At 57.8% G+C, this 2,411-nt stretch carries 2 protein-coding genes; one reads left to right on the forward strand and one right to left on the reverse strand.

Annotated features, from left to right (window positions below; translation table 11 throughout):
* Positions 1–82: 82 nt before the first annotated feature.
* Positions 83–943 (reverse strand): LysR family transcriptional regulator, encoded by an 861-nt coding sequence (locus P1U71_RS17860; RefSeq protein ID WP_301107028.1) that lies wholly within the window; start codon positions 941–943, stop codon positions 83–85.
* Positions 944–1,050: 107 nt separating this feature from the next.
* Here P1U71_RS17860 and P1U71_RS17865 point away from each other — a divergent pair, with 107 nt between their 5' ends.
* Complete coding sequence (locus tag P1U71_RS17865) at positions 1,051–2,241, forward strand: MFS transporter (RefSeq protein ID WP_301107029.1); 1,191 nt, start codon at positions 1,051–1,053, stop codon at positions 2,239–2,241.
* The last annotated feature ends 170 nt before the right edge of the window (positions 2,242–2,411 follow it).

Consider the following 2,411-nt stretch of genomic DNA (forward strand, 5'->3'; position numbering starts at 1 on the left):
TACCAAGGGTCTGATGTGATATCTTTGTTCCATGAGAAGCAGGCTAGGGCCAGTCCGCCATACCGTCAACCGAAAAGACCGCTCAGCCGTTCCCCACGGTTTCGGTGAGCAGATCGGCGAAGGCTTTGACGGCGGCGGGTTGCCGGGGGGTGGCTCCGAACAGGAAGGTGTTAAAGGTCGGCAGGGGCGGAAAGCCGCCAGCGGACGGAGGGAGAACGCGTAAATTTTCCGTCAGGCAATCCTCCGGCACGACAGTGACCGCGAGCCCGGCGGAGACCGCGCATTCCAAACCGGCGCGATCCGGACTTTCGTAAGCAAAACGATAGGGCTTGCCCGCCGTTTCCAGCGCGTCTATCGCTGCTGTGCGATAAATACAGCCCGGACCAAAAAGGGCGAGAGGAACAGGATCCAGTTCTTCCACATTACTTGATGAGACGACGGCCCAGGTGAGCGGGGAATGGCTGATCCGCTTGCCACCCTTGCGCCCGCATTTCTGGGTGACGAAGGCGAGGTCCAGCTTGCCCGCCTCCAGCGCGTCGAGCGCATCCCAGCTTCGGCCGCATTGCAGTTCCACATCAAGTTTCGGGTATTTCTGGCCAAGCCGTTTCAACACTTCGGGCAGATAGGGCATCGACCAGTCGGTTGCCCCGATGCGGACCCGGCCAGGCAGGCTCTGATGACCGATCTCTGCCACGGCCTGTTCTTTTAGCTGTAATATCCGTTCGGCATAGCGGAGGAGGATTTTTCCTTCCTCGGTCAGCCGCACCTGCCGCTTGCTACGCTCCAGCAGGCGGGTATCGAGAGAGTCTTCGAGCCGTTGTATTTGCATACTGACGGCGGATTGCACGCAGTTGAGCCGTTCCGCCGCGCGGGTGAAATGCTTTGTGTCGGCGACGGCGACAAAGGCGCGGAGCAAGTCCAGGCTGAAGTTCTGCGGATTCATTGTTATCTCAATATGTGATTATACTATCATATTAATTCATTTATATGATGAAATAAACGGAGATATCATGCAAGGAAATATCACCAGTTAGTAAGGTATGGCCTGCCATGAAACATTCACTCTGGATACTGCTTCTCTGCGCCGCGACGATTTTGGGATTATCGATCGGCTATCGTCAGGCCATGGGGCTGTTTCTTACCCCGATGACGACGGAGCTTGGTGTCGGACGCGAAAGCTTTGCGTTCGGCATGGGCCTTCTGAATCTTGTCTGGGGTGTGGCCGCTCCTTTTGCCGGCGGGATCGCGGATAAATACGGCGCCGGTCGGGTTGCGGCGGCGGGCGGGCTGTTCTATGCCATCGGGCTGGTTGTCATGATGACTGCGGGCAGCAGCATGCAGATGATGGTCAGCGGTACGTTGATTGGCCTCGGTCTCAGTGGTAGCGGCTTTACCGTTGTCCTCGGGACTGTCGGCCGTCTGGTGGCGGAGAAGGATCGCAGCCGCGCGCTCGGCATTGCCTCCGTTGGCGGCTCCGTCGGCCAGTTTCTTGCCTTGCCCTTCTCTCATGTATTGATCAGCGGCTTTGGCTGGGTGATTGCCCTTGGTGTCCTGGCGGTGACGGCGTTGCTGATCGTGCCGCTCGCAGCGGGATTGAGAAGCGCCGCGCCAGCTCCCCAAGGCGACATCGGTCAGGGGCTGGGGGAGGCTTTTCGCGATGCCTGCCGTATTCCCAGTTTCTGGTTGCTCAATCTCGGCTTTCTGGTCTGTGGTTTTCATCTCGCCTTTGTCGCGGTGCATCTGCCGGCCTTTCTCGCCGACAAGGGGTTTGAGCCGTGGTTGGCGACGACGGGTCTTACGCTCGTCGGCCTTGCCAATATTGTCGGGGTCTATATCTTCGGTTATCTTGGGGGCGTTTATTCAAAAAAGTCTGTCCTTAGTCTGCTCTATCTCGCGCGGGCGCTGATATTCTTCCTGTTCATCATCATTCCTATCACTGAAGTGACGGTGCTGGTCTTCAGCGTCGCCATCGGCTTTCTCTGGCTCGGCACCGTACCGCTGACTAGCGGACTTGTCGGTTATATTTTCGGCACACGCTATATGTCCATGTTGTTCGGGATTGTCTTCTTCGGACATCAGATCGGGGCATTTCTGGGCTCCTGGCTCGGGGGTCGGTCGTTCGACGCCTTCGGATCCTATGACGCGATCTGGTGGTTCTGCGTCCTCTTGGGGGTGATGTCGGCGGCCATCCATATGTTCATTGTCGAGCAACCCGTGAAGGCAAAGCTGGCACCGGCGTAAGGTTGGCTCTACCCGGTGGAGGAGATTTTCATCATTGCTTTTCGCCGGGCGGAAGGTCATGCTGAAGGGCAGGGTGTGCGCCCTCACAGGCCGGAGGCAGAATAATGAATAACATGACGGGCGAACAATCCCCATATCGCTGGGTGATCGTGACGGCATCCGCGCTGATG

The organism is Sneathiella sp. (genome assembly GCF_029233945.1).
Taxonomy (GTDB): Bacteria; Pseudomonadota; Alphaproteobacteria; order Sneathiellales; family Sneathiellaceae; genus Sneathiella.